The sequence below is a fragment of the Neisseria weaveri genome, from assembly GCF_900638685.1.
Lineage (GTDB): Bacteria > Pseudomonadota > Gammaproteobacteria > Burkholderiales > Neisseriaceae > Neisseria > Neisseria weaveri.
In genome coordinates, this window is sequence record NZ_LR134533.1 from 1,994,164 (window position 1) to 2,011,624 (window position 17,461).

Sequence of the window (17,461 nt, forward strand, 5' to 3'; positions counted from 1 at the left end):
TAATGCTCATTATTGGCAAAAAGCTCTCGCCGTATGCCCTATTGTCCATATCGGGCCTGCTGGCAGCGTCTGATCAGGCTGTAAAGTGGCTGGTGCAGCAATCAATGGCCTATGGCGAGTATGTTTCGGTGACCCCGTTCTTTAACTGGGTGCACCTATGGAACACCGGTGCCGTATTCAGTCTTTTTGCGAATGGTGGAGGCTGGCAGCGCTACTTTTTTATCGGAATCACGGTAGTGGTCTCGATTTTTCTGATCAAGCTGATCCTTGAAAATCGTCATAAAGGAGAAGCCATCGCTTACAGTCTTATCCTCGGTGGCGCCATGGGTAACCTGATTGACCGGGTCTTTCGCGGCTATGTTGTGGATTCCTTTGATTTCTATTGGCGAGACTGGCATTGGCCGGCCTTCAACCTGGCTGATATTGCAATTGTCCTCGGTGCCTTACTTTTCGTTTCCAGCAGCTTGTTGGGTAAAAAAGCAAACACCAATGCCGAGTCGGATGGATCTGACTGACACCTACGCCTATACAACACCATGACCGAACTTCCCGACAACATCCTTCACCTGCCGCAATACCAAGTACTGGGCTGCAAATCAACCGACGACGAAATGCACTTCCAGGTGGACGTGCCCGATCCCATCGCCTGCGAGGAATGCGGCGTGCAGGGTGAGTTCGTACGGTTCGGCAAGCGTGACGTTCCCTATCGTGATCTGCCCATCCACGGCAAACGGGTCACTCTCTGGGTGGTCCGCCGCCGATACACCTGCCGGGCCTGCAAGACAACATTCAGGCCCCAGCTACCGGAGATGGTGGACGGATTCCGTATGACACTGCGGCTGCATGAGTACGTGGAGAAGGAATCCTTCAACCACCCCTACACCTTTGTGGCGGCACAGACCGGCCTGGACGAGAAGACGGTGCGCGACATCTTCAACGCCCGCGCCGAGTTCCTGGGGCGCTGGCACCGCTTCGAGACGCCCCGCATCCTGGGCATTGACGAGCTATACCTGAACAAGCGCTACCGCTGCATTCTGACCAACATTGAGGAGCGAACCCTGCTCGACCTGCTGGCCACCCGCCGCCAGGACGTGGTGACCAACTACCTGATGAAGCTGAAAGACCGGCAGAAGGTCGAGATCGTCAGCATGGACATGTGGAACCCCTACCGGGCAGCGGTCAAGGCTGTGCTGCCCCAGGCCCGTATCGTGGTCGATAAGTTCCATGTGGTGCGCATGGTCAACGATGCCCTAGAGAGAGTGCGCAAGGGCCTCAGAAAGGAGCTGAAACCGTCCCAGAGCCGGACTCTCAAGGGAGACCGGAAAATCCTGCTGAAACGCGCTCACGAAGTCTCAGACCGGGAGCGCCTCATCATGGAGACCTGGACAGGCGCGTTCCCGCAACTGCTGGCCGCCTACGAGCACAAGGAGCGCTTCTACGGCATCTGGGACGCCACCACACGGCTCCAGGCAGAAGCCGCCCTGGACGAGTGGATAGCCACCATCCCGAAGGGCCAAAAGGAAGTCTGGAGCGATCTGGTCAGGGCAGTGGGAAACTGGCGCGAAGAGACCATGACCTACTTCGAGACGGACATGCCCGTCACCAACGCTTACACGGAGTCCATCAACCGACTGGCCAAGGACAAGAACCGTGAAGGGCGCGGTTACTCCTTCGAGGTGATGCGGGCACGAATGCTCTACACCACGAAGCACAAGAAGAAGGCACCGACTGCGAAGGTCTCTCCTTTCTACAAGAAAACCATCGGTTACGGACTGCCGGACTTCGCAGAGGAACTCAACTACGGAGTCGATCTATCAACCATCTGAGGGTGGTATCAGATTGATGGGGTGAAGGTGCCCCATCAACCATTAAATCCGTATACCCAATTTTAGTTGGTTTTTAGGTTGTCAGAGCAGCGTATTAATCAGTGTTTTTTCAAAACCGCTGTGGTATGGCTTTCGGCAGTTTTTTGCGGTGTGTTGAAAACGGCCCGCTTAGCGGCTTGAAAAATGGTTTGACGTCTTCTGTGTTGCATGAATACTCCTTATATTAGTATTTATTGTTAATAACTTATTTAGTGTCGGTTACTATATAGCCTTAGAATGCATAATACGGTCATTGTTGTGATAAGTTATGTTTTTTTTTGGTAATAATTGATGTTTCTGGGAGATAATTGCGATCGGATAGATTACTGAAGACAATTTTTTAGTGGTTAATTGCGTAGGCAATAAAAACGCCCCGAGATTTTTCTCAGGACGTTTTTTGTTCGGTATGGGTTGGTAATACTTAGAAGCGTCGTTGCAGGCGGCATGACTGCATGATTTGCGCAGCCAATTCTTCGACAGATTTATCCGTTGTATTGGTGCAAGGGATATTATGTTGTCTAAACATATTCTGTGCGTCGGCAACTTCACGTTTGCAGGTGGCAAAACTGGAATAATTCGAATCCGGACGGCGCTCTTGACGGATGGCCTGCAATCGCTCCGGCGCAATGGTCAGGCCGAAGATTTTGTCTTTGTAAGGTTTCACCATTCTGGGTAATTCGGTGCTTTCCAAATCATCGGGAGTCAGAGGGTAATTGGCGGCTCGGATACCGTATTGCAATGCTAAATACAGGCAAGTAGGCGTTTTACCGGAGCGTGAGACCCCCATCAGGATTACATCGGCATCTTTTAAATCTTTTCCGCTGATTCCGTCATCATGATTTAAAGAGAAGTTAACCGCTTCCATACGTGCATCGTAGCGCTCCGTATCAGTGATACCGTGGCTTCTGCCTGCTTTGTTTCTTGCCGCCAAACCGAGTTCACGCTCGATAGTGCCCAAAAACGCATCAAAGAAGCTTAAATGTAAGCCATTACAGGTTTTGATAATTGCACGGATTTCAGGGTTAATGATGCTGGTAAAAACCAAAGGCTTCAGATTGCTTTGCTCGAAAGCTGCATTGATGATTTGTAGCATTGCCCGTGCTTTTTCAGGGGTATCTACAAAAGGATAAGTTGCGTGTTTGAAAGTAACGCCTTCGAATTGATCCAATAATGCTTTACCCATACTTTCTGATGTCAAACCGGTTCTATCAGAAATAAAAAAAGCAGTCCTTCTGGCCATGATTTGCGCTCCTAAGCGTGAAATTTATTGGGCTGGTTTTGTGTTGTAACAGATGAATCGTTAATGAAAATTGCAAGGAGTTGCAACTTAAGTTAATTTGCAAAATCAAATGAATATAAACATATCATAAAAAGTAAATTTTGAACAATTCAAGCTGCCTGTAAAACATTACATCAAGTTACAAGTGAATATAAACAAGCAAAATACACATTTTATTTCAAATAAAATAAAAATTTGGAATTATATTTTAAAATATAAACCTTGTTAGATGAGGTTTTATTTGTTTGATGGTTGTTAACTACATGATTAAAAAGGTATTAATGGTAAATTTGATGTTGTGTAGTTAAATTTCATGTGGATTGTGCAGGCCTGACAAGCAATTTTTAAAACTGCTGTCGTAGTTTTTTTGATTCAAAAAACATGACACTGAATAATTGAGTGGTTAGAATACGCCTGCAAGATTTACTCTTTTTTAACTTGTTCACAATTGGATTAAGAAATGGCTGCAAATTACGTTATTTGGTTTGAAAATCTGCGAATGACCGATGTAGAAAGCGTTGGCGGTAAAAATGCTTCTCTGGGTGAGATGATTAGTCAGCTTACTGAAAAAGGTGTACGTGTTCCCGGAGGCTTTGCAACAACAGCAGAAGCGTATCGCGCATTTTTGGCACATAACGGTCTGAATGAGCGTATTTCTGCAGCCTTGGCTGCATTGGACGCTGAAGATGTCACAGAGTTGGCTCGTGTCGGCAAAGAAATCCGCCAATGGATTTTGGATACGCCTTTCCCGGAGCAACTGGATAATGAAGTGAAACAAGCTTGGGATAAAATGGTGGCTGATGCCGGTACTCCGGACATTTCCGTTGCTGTTCGTTCGTCTGCTACTGCAGAGGATTTGCCTGATGCGTCTTTTGCCGGCCAACAAGAAACATTCCTGAATATTAACGGCTTGGAAAATGTTAAAGATGCGATGAAACATGTATTCGCCTCTTTATATAATGATCGCGCGATTTCTTACCGTGTGCATAAAGGTTTTGCGCATGATGTGGTAGCTTTGTCTGCCGGTGTTCAGCGTATGGTTCGTTCAGACAGCGGTGCAGCCGGTGTGATGTTTACTATTGATACGGAATCAGGCTTCGAAGATGTTGTATTTGTAACGTCTTCTTACGGCTTGGGTGAAACCGTTGTTCAAGGTGCTGTAAACCCGGATGAGTTTTATGTTCATAAACCCACTTTAAAGGCTGGAAAACCTGCGATTTTACGTAAAACTTTAGGTTCCAAGTTAATTAAAATGACCTTTACCGAGCAAGCTCAGGCAGGTAAATCGGTACAAGTGGTTGATGTTAACGAGGCAGACCGCAAGCAATTCTCTATTTCTGATGAAGAAATTACAGAGCTGGCTCAATACGCGTTGATTATTGAGAAACATTACGGCCGACCAATGGATATTGAATGGGGTCGCGATGGGGTTGACGGTAAATTGTATATTTTGCAGGCTCGGCCAGAGACGGTTAAATCTCAAGAAAAAGAGAGCGGAAACCGTAGTTTGCGTCGTTACAACATCGCTGAAAAATCGGAAGTGTTGTGTGAAGGCCGTGCGATTGGTCAAAAAGTCGGCCAAGGTAAAGTGCGTTTGGTTAAAGATGCGTCGGAGATGGACAGCGTTCAAGCCGGCGATGTTTTGGTTACCGATATGACTGACCCGGACTGGGAGCCGGTTATGAAGCGTGCTGCGGCGATTGTAACCAATCGTGGCGGCCGTACTTGCCACGCGGCAATTATCGCCCGGGAATTGGGCATTCCTGCAGTGGTTGGATGCGGTGATGCAACCAGCGTACTTTCAGACGGCCAAGAAGTTACAGTGTCTTGTGCCGAAGGTGATACAGGCTTGATTTATGCAGGCCTGTTGAATGTAGAAGTTACAGATGTTGCTTTGGATAATATGCCGCAATCACCTGTTAAAATTATGATGAACGTCGGTAATCCTGAGTTGGCATTTAGTTTTGCAAATCTGCCTAGCGAAGGTATCGGTTTGGCACGTATGGAATTTATCATTAACCGTCAAATCGGTATTCACCCTAAAGCTTTGTTGGAGTTTGATAAGCAAGATGATGGTTTGAAAGCGGAAATTACAGAGCGTATTGCAGGTTACGCTTCTCCCGTTGCATTTTATGTAGATAAGATTGCAGAAGGGGTAGCTACTTTAGCGGCTTCTGTTTATCCGCGTAAAGTGATTGTCCGAATGTCTGACTTTAAATCTAACGAATACGCGAACTTAGTGGGCGGTAATATTTACGAACCTCACGAAGAAAATCCTATGTTGGGTTTCCGAGGTGCGGCCCGTTATGTATCTGAAGATTTTAAAGAATGTTTTGCATTGGAATGTCAGGCTCTGAAACGTGTGCGTGATGATATGGGACTGACCAATGTGGAAATTATGATTCCATTCGTGCGCACGCTAAGTGAAGCTGAGTCAGTTGTTAAGGCATTAAAAGAAAACGGCTTAGAGCGTGGTAAAAACGGTTTGCGTTTGATCATGATGTGTGAGCTGCCAAGTAATGCTTTGTTAGCAGAACAGTTCCTCCAGTATTTTGATGGGTTCTCTATCGGTTCTAACGATATGACTCAATTAACTTTGGGTGTAGATAGGGATAGCGGTGGTCCGATTGCAAGTACCTTTGACGAACGTAACCCTGCTGTAAAGGTCATGTTGCATTTGGCTATTTCAGCGTGCCGTAAGCATAATAAATATGTAGGTATTTGCGGTCAGGGTCCTTCTGATCATCCGGATTTCGCTAAATGGTTAGTTGAAGAAGGAATTGAAACTATTTCTTTGAATCCTGACACTGTGATTGAAACATGGTTGTATTTAGCTAAAGAGCTGAATAAATAATCATATATTTAATCTTAAACTAACTAAGATCCAGCTTATTTTAAATGTAAGCTGGATCTTTTGTTTTTAGAGGATAAGTATTTTCCCTATGGAATAATAAAAAACGGCCAATTTATTGGCCGTTTGATAAATTATGCGAATTTAGATTAATGGGCGGCTACTTTAACTTTCTGCCATAAATTTACAGTCAGTTTTTTAGCATCATCACTCATTTGTGGCATCACAAACCCATCTTTCATATCTTGCTCATTAGGGAAAATCGATCGAGTTGCAACTAAGGCAGGATCCATTTTTTCGCGAGCAGGAAGGCTGGCAGGGGCAAAGGTAACGTAATTACCATTTTTAGCAGCAATATCAGCATCTAAAGTATAGTTGATATATTTGTGTGCGTTCGCGATGTTTTTGGCATCGGCAGGAATAAGCCAAGATTCAATCCAAAAGCCCATGCCTTTTGGTGTCAACACTTCTACGCCAACATTGTTTTTTACTTCTTTGGAGCGGGCTTTAGCCATGTTTAAATCTCCACCGTTTCCGGCTGCCAGACAGATGTCACCACGGGCTAATTCATCGATAACAGAAGGGCTAAAGCGTTTGATATCCGGACGAATAGCTTTTAAAACTTCAGCGGCTGCTTTGATGTCATCAGGATTGTCGCCTTTAGGATCTTTGCCCAAATAGTTCAAAACAATCGGGAACATTTCACTGGGCGTATCCCATAAAGCAATACCGCAAGATTTTAATTTATTGGTATATTCAGGTTTAAATAATAAATCCCAACCGTTTTCAGGAAGGTTGTTGCCTAAAATTTCTTTGCCTTTGGCAGTAATTGCTAATGTGTTTACCCCTGAAAAATATGGCACGGCATATTCGTTACCCGGGTCTGCAGATTCCAACATTTTCAACAGTTCAGGGTCTATATTTTTGTAATTGGGGATTAGCTCTTTGTTAACCTTTTGATAGGCACCAGCTTTAATTTGTCGTGGAAGAAAAGCGATACCAGGTACAACCAAGTCATAACCTGATTTTCCTGTCAGCATTTTAGCTTCTAGGGTCTCATTATTTTCATACAAGTCGTATGTCAGGTTTAAATTGTTTGCTTTTTTGAATTCTTCGACAGTACTTTCATCTACATAGTTTGACCAGTTGTAGATGTTGAGCGTGTCGGTAGCGGGCACTTCACCGGCATTGGCAGCAGTTGCAGCAGCATCTGCTTGAGGTTGGGCTGTTTTTTGCTCGCTTTGTCCACCGCAAGCTGTTAAAGCTAATGCGGTTAACATTGTTAATAAAGATTTTTTCATACGGGTTTTTTTCCTGATGAAAGAGTTATTAAGTAATTAAATTATCAAAATTACCACCCCACAAAACCCCGGTGGTAATCCGTAATTATTGTAATAGAAGTGTTAATAAAAATCAAAATGATATCTAAATATGGATAGGATGCTTTACTGTGTATATTGTTATTGGAAGTGAACATATTCGGTTTTAGTGATTGTCGTTTCCAAGATAAAAAATACTGTGGGAATGAAAAAATACTGATAAAAACTTGCATATAATCAGCTAAGTCTTTAAAATCGAACGTTTACGAAATTTTGATTTTCATCAGGAGATTTTATATATGGCCAATAGCGCACAAGCCCGTAAACGTGCTCGCCAAGCTGTTAAACAACGTGCTCATAATGCCAGCTTGCGTACCGCTTTCCGCACTGCAGTAAAAAAAGTATTGAAAGCTGTTGAAGCCGGTGACAAAGCCGCTGCACAAGCAGTATATGCTGAATCAGTTAAAGTGATTGACCGTATCGCCGATAAAGGCGTATTCCACAAAAATAAAGCTGCTCGTCATAAGAGTCGCTTGTCTGCAAAAGTTAAAGCATTAGCTTAAATTATTGCAGTTAACCTAAATCATTTGAAAATACCCCGATGAAACGGACGAGAGTTTGTTTTCGGGGTATTTTAATTTCTTGGCTTTTTCGCTATAAAATGAAAAATAAAATAATTTAAGACTGGTTTTAGTCCCATTATTATGGATTTTGTTTTATGAGAAATATCATGAAAGTACGCAATGTATTTATGGTTGTAGGGGGTAGCCTATTGGTGGAATATGCTTTCGCTAACGGGGCTGATGCAGCTTGGCAATGCACCTTGTTACAGGATAATACTGCCCGTTTGGCATGTTTTGATCAGGTTTATGGTGCGCAGCTTCCTTCTAGGCAAATATTTCACCAGGAAAATAAAAGAAAGCAGCCATCTAAATCTATTGATTTAGTCAAGACGGTTGATGCAAGCTTGAGTAACCAAGAAGCAACAATCGTATTTAGCGATATTAGCCAGACTAAACAACAGCAAGAAAGCGGTGGTTTTGAAAAGGCTGATGTTCAGCAGAATATTGTTGCCGACTCTTATACTCCTTTAAGCATTATGTACGATTTGGACCAAAATGATTCAAGAGGACTGTTTTCTGTGAGGGAACATGAACCTATGTATTTAATTCCTTTTTGGTACAATCGGGCCCCTAATTTTCATCCGGAAACTTCTGCAAGAGGAAGAACCGAAGCGGCGAGATTTTCAGAACAGAGACGTTTGGAATCGAAAATGCAGGTGTCTTTCAAAACCAAGCTTTGGGAGGATGTTTTTAAAACAAGGGCTGATCTCTGGTTTGGATATACACAAAAGTCTGATTGGCAAGTTTATAACCAAGGTACTAAATCGGCGCCATTCCGCAATACGGATTACTCTCCTGAAGTTTTATTAACTCAACCGGTTAAGTCAGATTTGCCCTTGGGTGGAAAGTTACGTGTTTTAGGTTTGGGCTTTGTACATCAATCTAACGGCCAAAGCCGGCCGGAGTCTCGTTCCTGGAATCGAATGTATGCCATGGCAGGCATGGAGTGGGGTAAGCTTACAGTGATTCCTAAAGTATGGCTCAGAACATTTGATCAAAGCGGAAAAGAAGACGATAACCCTGATATCAATCACTTTATGGGTTATGGAGATGTTAAATTACAGTATCGCTTTAATGATAAACAAACTTTGGCTTCGGTAATCCGCTACAATTTGAAGACAGGAAAAGGCTCTGTTGAGGCAGGTTATACATTCCCATTAAAAGGCAAACTGAAAGCTTATGTCCGCGGTTTTCACGGTTATGGTGAAAGCTTGATTGACTATAATCATAAGCAGACAGGTTTAGGTATGGGGTTAATGTTTAATGACTGGGACGGCATATAAATGCCAATTTGATTTTGCAGATACATTTCTTATTATTTCAACACGTATTATAATACTCCGTTGGCGTCAATAATTAATTGGATACTGGTGTATGGCAGACAATGTGGCTCCGGGCGGTAAATTGGCAAGGGCTCTAAAAAAGTACCTGATTACAGGGGTGTTGGTATGGTTGCCGATAGCAGTTACCGTTTGGGTGATTACTTATATTATATCGGCTTCGGATCAGCTGTTTAATTTATTGCCCGCTCATTGGCAGCCGAAATATTTTTTAGGTATTGATGTCCCCGGTTTAGGAGTAGTGGCAGCTGTTTTTATTCTGTTTGCAACAGGTGTGTTTGCTGCCAATGTATTGGGTAAACAGATTATTTCCGCTTGGGATAAGTTCTGGGGAAAAATTCCGGTAGTCAAATCTATTTATTCAAGCGTGAAAAAAGTATCTGAGTCGTTATTGTCTGATAACAGCCGTTCTTTTAAAACGCCTGTATTGGTACCGTTTCCCCAGCCGAATATATGGACCATTGGCTTTGTGTCCGGCAGCTTGTCCGAACATATTGTAAAAGCCTTGCCTGATGAGGATTTTATTTCAGTTTATGTACCGACTACGCCCAATCCTACGGGCGGATATTATGTGATGGTAAGGAAGCATGATATCCAGGAGTTGGATATGAGTGTTGATGAGGCTTTGAAATATGTGATTTCGTTGGGTATGGTAATGCCGGACGAGGCTGTCAAATCCAAAATACTGTTGCAAGACAAAACGGCGGTTTGATTTACTGAGAATAAAAATACCCGGTTCGATATTTTGAGTGTTGGCGGTATTTTAAAATAAGTAATTTTTCAGACGGCCTTGCTAATCAATTTCAAGATGAAAAAATAAAAAGGTGAATTTATGCGTACCAACTATTGTGGCTTAATCAGCGAACAATATTTAGACCAAACCGTTACCGTGAAAGGCTGGGTGCATCGCCGCCGCGACCACGGCGGTGTGATTTTTATCGACTTGCGCGACCGCGAAGGCATCGTGCAGGTGGTGATTGACCCCGACACACCGGAAGCCTTTAAAACCGCCGATTCAGCCCGTAACGAATACGTGTTAAGCATTACCGGTAAGGTACGCAACCGCCCCGAAGGGACGGCCAACGATAAAATGATTTCCGGCAAGATTGAAATTTTGGCGAAAGAAATCGAGATTTTAAACACTGCCGCCACGCCTCCCTTCCAAATCGACGACGAAAACATCAGCGAAAACGTGCGCCTGACCAACCGCGTTATCGACCTGCGCCGCCCGCAAATGCAGCGCAACCTGCGCCTGCGCTACCAAGTAGCCATGGGCGTGCGCCGTTATTTGGATGCACAAGGCTTTATCGACATCGAAACGCCGATGCTGACCCGTTCCACTCCCGAAGGCGCGCGCGACTACCTCGTGCCCAGCCGCGTGCATCCGGGCGAGTTTTTCGCTTTGCCGCAATCTCCGCAGCTGTTCAAACAACTGCTGATGGTGGCCGGTTTCGACCGTTATTACCAAATCACCAAATGCTTCCGCGATGAAGATTTGCGTGCCGACCGCCAGCCCGAATTCACCCAAATCGATATTGAAACCTCGTTCTTAAGCGAGAACGAAATCATGGACATCACCGAAGGCATGGCCAAACAGGTGTTCAAAGACGCATTGGGCGTGGAATTGGGCGATTTTCCACGTATGCCGTTCTCCGAAGCCATGTTCTACTACGGTTCCGACAAACCCGATATGCGCGTGTCGCTCAAATTCACCGAGTTGACCGACTTGATGAAAACCGAAGAATTCAAAGTATTCCGTGCTGCAGCCGACATGAAAGGCGGCCGCGTGGTGGCTTTGCGTGTGCCGAACGGTGCGAAATTAAGCCGAAAAGACATCGACGAATACACCAAATTTGTCGGCATCTACGGCGCGAAAGGCTTGGCTTACATCAAAGTCAACGACGTGAGCAACATCACCAACGGCGAAGACAGCGGCCTGCAATCTCCGATTGTGAAATTCCTGTCTGAAAACTGCCTGAAAGAAATCATTGCCAAAACCGAAGCGCAAAACGGCGACATCATTTTCTTCGGTGCCGACAAAGCCAAGATTGTGAATGAAGCCATCGGCGCATTGCGTATCAAAGTCGGCCACGAACACGGCGCGGAAAACGGCTACTTCGTGGACGAGTGGAAACCGTTGTGGGTGGTTGATTTCCCGATGTTTGAATACGACGAAGAAAACGACCGCTATGCCGCCATGCACCATCCGTTTACTTCGCCGAAACAAGGCCATGAAGATTTGATGGAAAGCGATCCCGAAAACTGCTTGGCGCGTGCCTACGATATGGTGCTGAACGGCTGGGAAATCGGCGGCGGCTCTATCCGTATCCACCGTGCCGACATTCAGGAAAAAGTGTTCGCCGCCCTGAAAATCACTCCGGAAGAGCAGCAAAACAAATTCGGCTTCCTGCTGGACAACCTGAAATTCGGTGCGCCTCCGCACGGCGGTTTGGCGTTCGGTTTAGACCGTTTGGTCACTTTGATGACCGGTGCCGAATCCATTCGCGACGTGATTGCTTTCCCGAAAACCCAGCGCGCACAATGCTTGCTGACCAATGCGCCGAATGCGGTTGACGAGAAACAACTGCGCGAGTTAAGCCTGCGCTTGCGTGCGAAAGCGACTGAAAACAAAGAAGCATAAGATTCTTTAATTGAAAAAACCGAGGCCGTCTGAAAATTTTTCAGACGGCCTGTTTTCATTATATATATGGCTTAAAAGAGTTTTTCATGTTTATGGTAAGATTTGTATTTTGAGAGTAGCGATTTTAGATTTCTTAATCGTTAGCAGTCATAGTTAATAAAGAGACATAAGATTCCGGGCTTGGGAAAATAAGGCCGTCTGAAAATTTCAGACGGCCTTTATTGATGAGATTATCCTGTTTAAAAGTTTTTTTCTACGGTAACGGATAGGTTGGTATTTTTTCGAGTTGCCCATGCTTGATTACTGTTAACCGTGTAGCGGTGAAAGTTTAATTTGGGTTTAAAGCCTTTATAAGACAGTTTGTTGTGGCTTAAGCTGATATTCCATGTTGTTTCTTTGTTTCTTTGTGATTCGTTGCTTAAGCTGGCAATGCCTTTGTAATTGCGTTTGGCTTGGGTGTAAAAAATACTGCTCTCGAGTCCGCCGGTATGTTTCCAATGTTGGATCCATCCCAAGCTGAATGCATGACGGTTATAAGCGGCGTTGTTTTGCTTAGAGTGGATTTGTTTGTGTTTGGGAATGAAGCGGTTGAATTGATAGCTGCCGATTAATAGCATATCGGGTGTGATTTGATACGCTAAGGATGTATAGAAGCTGTCTTGCAAACCGTTATTCAATTTGGCTCTGTTTGCTTCTCTATAGTCTACAGCATATCGCTCGAATGAATATTGACTTTGCATTTTGTTGGAATGGGTATGGGTGTAAGCAATCTGTGCGCCTATTCCATGGTTAAGCATATAAGGCAGAACCCGCTTTGACTTTTTAGGTTTGCTGCTGAAGTCGTCGCTTCCGCCAAATTGGGCTTGGTAAAAGGGCTTAATCGATAAAGAGTGTCGGTAATCCTGCCATTGCCAGCCCAGATGGATTCTGGAAAAAGCATGGTCGTATTCGGATTTTTTATCCAGGAAATAGCTTGTTCCGTTGATATGACTTTGAAAGATTAAGTTATGGTTTGTTTTCAGCGGCATGAGCTTGCTTATACCCAAGTGGTAGGAAAGGCCTGTTGCTGAAACAGGTGTTTCTGTTGAACATACGCGGTTGCTTATGCAGTATTTCGGGGGAGCATCGTTGATGTTTGATTGGCGGGTAGGGGTCAGTCCAGCATTTAGTTGCCAAGCAGTGGTATTTCTTATGGTGTTTTGAAACCGTGCGATATTGTATTTTACATTTTTAGGGGTTTCCGGTTGGGAAAAAACGGTGTTGAAGTGATTGAGAGATTCTGACCATTGCTTGTCTTCAAACTGCATGGCAGCAAGATCCAACCTGATTCGCGGATTTTCAGGGATTTCTTGTAATAAGTTGTTATAGATTTTAATGGCGGATTTATAGTCTTTTTTCAGATATGCGAGCGTTCCTGAGGCTTGTTGCCGCATCGCAGGATTTTGATGTTGTTCAGGCAGCATGGCGTAGGCTTCAGAAAGAGAGGTCAGTAAGTCTTGCTGCTTGGTATCGATGGCTTGTTGCATTAGAGCAGTCAGCAGCTCCGGATTTTGGATTAAATCTTGATTGGTAATGGTGGGTACAGTGGTTTGATTGGCAGAATGTTCCTGCGCTTGGGTAGTTTGGTGCGATTGTTTTTGCAACGTTTCAACCCATTGCTCTTGTTGTATTTGTTCTGATTGCTGATCAGTGGGTGGATGGATGATTGATGCGGTAGTTAAATTTGATATCGGGATTATTATTAAGGTTAATAATATTTTTTTCATATTAGTATTTGTTTCTAAAAGTTTTTGAATCTATTTATAAAGTTATCTAATCGACTTGTAAAAAAATGTTATTAAATAATTGATAAACGCAATAATATCATCTATCATAGAAAATAGTAATAATTATCGTTAAATTGGGAAATTTCGTAATTTTTAAAAATTTCTATTTTTGAAAGTGGATGCTATGAGTAAAAAAATATTATGCCTTTTGCCTATTTCTTTGTTGGCGGCATGTGCCGGAGGCGGAACCGCTGAACCAAGTACGCCTTTTGCTATTCCGGTTTTAAAAGAAACAAAGATTGTAAACGATAAATCTGAGATTTCGTTTGAAGCAGGTGTTTTGCATGCTGATGATAGCAAGCTGGTAACGCTTCATACTTTGGATGATCCGAAGCAGGCGAAATTGCGGAAGTTGGATATACATCATCATGGTAATTTCGGTCCAAGAGTTGATGATGCTTTTGTTTATCAGACACCCGATGGGAAGTTATTCAGATTCGGTACTTATAACACGCCTATACTTCAGGACGGCTTTTCTCCGAGCTACACTCTTAAAAATTCTCATGAGGGCCAGGCAACAGAAAATGGCGGACGTTTGTTTGCCTGTTGCTCTTTCCAATGGAGGCAGGCATCTGCGACGAGATTGGACAACGTCGGTTACGGAGCATGGATTGATCCGAACGGTAAAGTCGATTTGTTTGTCGGCGGTGTGCCTGCAGATGTAGCGAAAATGCAAGGTGCTTGGAATAATGAAGGCAAGCCTAAAGGTACGGCAATCTATGAAGTATGGGGTGTTCGTGAGAAAGGCGGAAAATTTGTGACTTCTTCATACACCGGCTTCTCAACTCCGACTGATGGCAAATATCCTCGTGGCAAGCCTGAGGCTTCTTATATTTTAGTTAATTTTAATACCAATAAATTAGGCGGAACCATTTTGGGTAATCAAGATTATGGTCCGGATGTTGTGATGGGTAATGTTGATATTGTCGGTAATAGTTTTAGTGGCTCGGCTAAGTCAGGTGGAGTTAACGGCAATGTTGAAGGTAAGTTTTTTTCTTCTGATGGTAAAGAGATTGGCGGCAAAGTGGTATTTGACCAAAGCCGTTCTTTAGATACCGTATTCGGCGGCATGCGTGATAAATATAACCCTAGTGATGAATCGCTTGATTTACCCACTATCGCCAAATAATTGTTACAAAGGAAAGTAAAATGTCATTTCCGTTTAAACCGGCTTTTTTAGCATTAATGGTTGCTCAGGTTTATCCTTTGGCGGTTTACGCCGAGACTGCTCCGCAAAATTCTAGTACACCTGAAGCTGCCAATACCACTACTTTGGAAGCAGTAAAAGTACGTGGTCAGCGTCGTGTTCAAAATTTGGGAGAAGAACGTGTCCGCCGTAAAGCACTGGATGAGAGAATGGTGCAAGACGAGCATGATTTGGTTCGTTATGATCCCGGTGTAACCGTTGTAGAAGGCGGTCGTGCCGGCTCCAACGGCTTTGCTATTCGTGGTGTGGATAAAGACCGTGTTGCTATTAATGTGGACGGTTTGGCGCAGGCTGAAAGCCGTTCTTCAGAAGCATTCCAAGAGTTGTTTGGTGCTTACGGCAACTTCAATGCAAACCGAAATGCAGCTGAAATTGAACATATTTCAGAAGTAACCATTACCAAAGGTGCGGATTCTTTAAAATCCGGTAGCGGTGCGTTGGGTGGTGCGATTAATTACAAAACCAAATCTCCAAGCGATTATTTAAACGATGAGAAAAATTATTTCTTGGGCTTGAAAACCGGTTATGTAGGAAGGAATAATCAGCGTTTCAGCAGCATGACTGCAGCAGGGCGTTTCAAAGGTTTTGAGGCTTTGGGTGTGTACACACGAAGAAAAGGTGATGAAACCAAAAATAATGCTAAATCGTTGGTATATGAAGTTAAAGACACCAATAAAGTGTATAACCCGGCTGACCCAAGTATTAGTATGACTGATATCCATTATCCTGATCGGATTAAATCATATGGTAAGTTAAGAAGTTTACCTGATCCGCAAAGATGGAATGCCGAAAGCGTGTTGTTGAAAGGCGGCTACCGTTTTGGTTTTAGTGATAAGGATGAAAACTATTTCGGTGCGGTTTTTGAAGAAAGCAGAAACGACAGAAAAACCGAAGAGCTGTCTAATTTGTTTGCCTCAGATTTCTCAGGTAATGCGAGTGCGGATACCCGTAACCGTCAAGATGTTAGTTATAGAAAACGGGTTGGTTTTGAATTTGAAAACCGTATTAATGATGTTGCTTGGTGGCCTTGGGATGAAATCAAATTCCGTTGGGACAAGCAAGATATCTTAATGAATACTTGGACATGGGATTTACCGACTAATTATGCTTTAAAAGGCATTAACAGCGAAGTTTACCATTCGTTCCGTCAATTGAAACAATATAGTCAGCAAAGCCGAATAGATGCAGAGAAAACCATTGAGTTTGATTCTTTCCCTTTGGCATGGGCTATGCAGTACGGATTGGGTTGGGGTAAAGGCAGTAATGAGAATGACGACCAAACTTATTTTGCCAGACTGCATGATAGAAATATTATGACTTCAAGCTCGGGGCAGCGTACTTTCTTGACCGAGAGTGAATCAAAAAACAGAAATTTATACTGGAATCATATTTTCCGTTTCGGTGGACAGCAGCAGTATAAATTGAATTTGGGTTGGCGGCACGACCGCGTTCAAAGTAAAGCCTTGGATAATCCGACTTATCCGCAATCGTTGAAATTATTGGTGCCCGGTTTGGGAAACGGTACAACGCATAAAGGCAACAGCTACAGCCTTGGTTTCGACTGGCGTTTCCATCCAAACTTTAACTTTTTGGCCAAATACAGCAGCGGCTTCCGTGCACCGACTTCTGACGAAAACTGGTTGCTGTTCCCTCATCCGGACTTCTATTTATTGGCCAGTCCCAAGTTGAAGCATGAAACTGCGAAAAACTACGAATTGGGTATTGCCGGTAGCGGTAAAGCCGGTGAATTCCGTTTGTCCGGTTTCAAAACCAAATACCGTGACTTTATCGAATTGGCTTATTTAGGTCCGTCTAACTTGACTACGCGTATTGCCATGCTGTCAAACGGCGACAAACTTTTGGGTGCGCCGGTATGGCAAAACGTAAACCGTGCTTCGGCTAATGTAAACGGTATCGAATTCCAAGGTAAATGGAATTTGGACAGTATTGGTTTGAGTAAAGGTATGCATACAGGTTTGGTGGCCAGTTATATCAAAGGTAAATCCAAGCATGAAAACGGTAAGAATTATCCGATTAATGCTTTGGCGCCTTGGTCGGCAACTTGGTCGCTGGGTTATGACGCACCGTCCAAACGCTGGGGGCTGACGACTTTTGTGACCCATACCGCAAGGAAAAAACCTGAAGATACCATCCGCAGTTCGGACGAACGCGATGAACCGTTCCCATTTGCACGCCACAGTGGCAACTATACTTTGTGGGATATGGCAGGCTATTATAACTTCGGCAAACACGTTACTTTGCGTGCGGGCGTGTACAACATTACCAATAGAGAGTACTATTCGTGGGATTCCCTGCGCAGTATCCGTGAATTCGGTACGGTTAACAGGGTGGACAACTGTAACGTCGGCAACGGTCCGCAACACGCAACTTGCGCGCATGCCGGTATCACACGTTTCAGCGCACCGGGACGTACGTTTAACGTAACACTTGAAGCGCGATTCTAATATCTGGTTTTTCAGACGGCCTCTAACTGAAGAGGCCGTCTGAAA

Annotated in this window: 12 protein-coding genes; 9 read left to right on the top strand and 3 right to left on the bottom strand. The window is 44.0% G+C overall.

All coding sequences use genetic code 11. The annotated features are described in order from the left end of the window. The first annotated feature begins 2 nt into the window (after positions 1–2). Together lspA and EL309_RS09590 are read left to right on the top strand one after the other, a co-directional pair. Complete coding sequence (gene lspA, locus EL309_RS09585) at positions 3–515, top strand: signal peptidase II (protein ID WP_040669628.1); 513 nt, start codon at positions 3–5, stop codon at positions 513–515. A gap of 21 nt (positions 516–536) precedes the next feature. Next, positions 537–1,826, top strand: coding sequence for an ISL3-like element ISPpu12 family transposase (locus EL309_RS09590; protein ID WP_004283026.1), 1,290 nt, complete (start codon positions 537–539; stop codon positions 1,824–1,826). 460 nt (positions 1,827–2,286) lie between these two features. On the opposite strand, the gene ppsR is transcribed toward EL309_RS09590, so the two are convergent. Next, positions 2,287–3,105 carry a posphoenolpyruvate synthetase regulatory kinase/phosphorylase PpsR gene (gene ppsR, locus EL309_RS09600; RefSeq protein ID WP_036494331.1) on the bottom strand — a complete coding sequence of 273 codons (819 nt, stop codon included), beginning with the start codon at positions 3,103–3,105 and terminating at the stop codon, positions 2,287–2,289. A 499-nt stretch (positions 3,106–3,604) separates the two neighbouring features. On the opposite strand from ppsR, the gene ppsA reads away from it, so the two are divergent. Beyond that, entirely contained in the window at positions 3,605–5,998 is a 2,394-nt protein-coding gene (gene ppsA / locus EL309_RS09605; RefSeq protein WP_004284833.1) for a phosphoenolpyruvate synthase, read from the top strand. Positions 5,999–6,144: 146 nt separating this feature from the next. On the opposite strand, the gene EL309_RS09610 is transcribed toward ppsA, so the two are convergent. Next, complete coding sequence (locus tag EL309_RS09610) at positions 6,145–7,296, bottom strand: extracellular solute-binding protein (protein ID WP_004284834.1); 1,152 nt, start codon at positions 7,294–7,296, stop codon at positions 6,145–6,147. A gap of 317 nt (positions 7,297–7,613) precedes the next feature. On the opposite strand from EL309_RS09610, the gene rpsT reads away from it, so the two are divergent. The 4 genes from rpsT (at position 7,614) to aspS (ending at position 11,918) form a co-directional block, all read left to right on the top strand. Beyond that, entirely contained in the window at positions 7,614–7,877 is a 264-nt protein-coding gene (rpsT, locus tag EL309_RS09615; RefSeq protein WP_004284835.1) for a 30S ribosomal protein S20, read from the top strand. Positions 7,878–8,032: 155 nt separating this feature from the next. Next, complete coding sequence (locus tag EL309_RS09620) at positions 8,033–9,220, top strand: phospholipase A (protein WP_004285468.1); 1,188 nt, start codon at positions 8,033–8,035, stop codon at positions 9,218–9,220. Positions 9,221–9,311: 91 nt separating this feature from the next. Continuing rightward, positions 9,312–9,989, top strand: coding sequence for a DUF502 domain-containing protein (locus tag EL309_RS09625; protein WP_004284837.1), 678 nt, complete (start codon positions 9,312–9,314; stop codon positions 9,987–9,989). Between the two features lie 120 nt (positions 9,990–10,109). Beyond that, positions 10,110–11,918: an aspartate--tRNA ligase gene (aspS, locus tag EL309_RS09630; RefSeq protein ID WP_004284838.1), complete on the top strand. Its 1,809-nt coding sequence runs from the start codon at positions 10,110–10,112 to the stop codon at positions 11,916–11,918. Between the two features lie 239 nt (positions 11,919–12,157). Here the strand turns inward: aspS and EL309_RS09635 are convergent, their stop codons facing one another. Continuing rightward, the gene (locus EL309_RS09635; protein ID WP_004284840.1) at positions 12,158–13,684 is read right to left on the bottom strand and encodes a porin family protein; all 1,527 of its coding nucleotides are present in this window, start codon (positions 13,682–13,684) and stop codon (positions 12,158–12,160) included. Positions 13,685–13,868: 184 nt separating this feature from the next. On the opposite strand from EL309_RS09635, the gene EL309_RS09640 reads away from it, so the two are divergent. Then, on the top strand, positions 13,869–14,873 hold the full coding sequence (locus tag EL309_RS09640) for a Slam-dependent surface lipoprotein (RefSeq protein WP_050793686.1): 1,005 nt from the start codon (positions 13,869–13,871) through the stop codon (positions 14,871–14,873). A 20-nt stretch (positions 14,874–14,893) separates the two neighbouring features. Then, entirely contained in the window at positions 14,894–17,416 is a 2,523-nt protein-coding gene (locus tag EL309_RS09645; RefSeq protein WP_004284842.1) for a TonB-dependent hemoglobin/transferrin/lactoferrin family receptor, read from the top strand. The last annotated feature ends 45 nt before the right edge of the window (positions 17,417–17,461 follow it).